This window comes from Pseudomonas cyclaminis, from assembly GCF_015163715.1.
GTDB classification, from domain to species: domain Bacteria; phylum Pseudomonadota; class Gammaproteobacteria; order Pseudomonadales; family Pseudomonadaceae; genus Aquipseudomonas; species Aquipseudomonas cyclaminis.
Map to the genome: position 1 here is coordinate 1 of NZ_JADDUM010000341.1, position 553 is coordinate 553.

The 553-nt window shown below is 61.1% G+C and carries 1 protein-coding gene; it reads right to left on the reverse strand.

Annotation, left to right across the window (positions count from 1 at the left end):
• The coding region (locus IQK56_RS30015; protein ID WP_482827763.1) for an LpxL/LpxP family acyltransferase at positions 1-553 on the reverse strand (553 nt) is incomplete at both ends.

The following is a 553-nucleotide window of genomic DNA, read 5'->3' on the forward strand; positions in this document are numbered from 1 at the left end:
GGCCGGCGCGCAGCAGCTTGAGCATGCCGCGCACGTCTTCGCGCTCAATGGCCAGGGAATCGAGGTTGTGGCGCTCGCGGCCACGGCGCTGGATAAAGTCGAACAGCGGGTTGCCGTGCTCGCGGTACATCCCATCAATGGTGTGCTTTTGGCCCAACAATGCCGCGCCGATTTCCAGGGTGGTGAAGTGCAGGGCCATGAGGATCACGCCCTTGCCATCCAACTGGGCCTGCTTGAGGTGTTCAAGGCCTTCGACATGGGCCAGGCGCGACAGACGCTGGCGCGACCACCACCAGCTCATGGCCATTTCAAAGAAGGCGATGCCGGTGGAGGCAAAGTTTTCCTTGAGCAACTGCTTACGCTCTTTGGCGGTTTTTTCCGGGAAGCACAGTTCCAGGTTTCGTGCGGCGATGCGGCGACGTTCGCCAGCCACACGGTACATACCCGCGCCCAATAACCGACCAATGGCCAGCAGCGCGCGGTACGGCAATTGGGTAACCAGCCACAGCAGGCCGAGCCCAAGCCATAACAGCCAGAAACGCGGGTGAAAAAA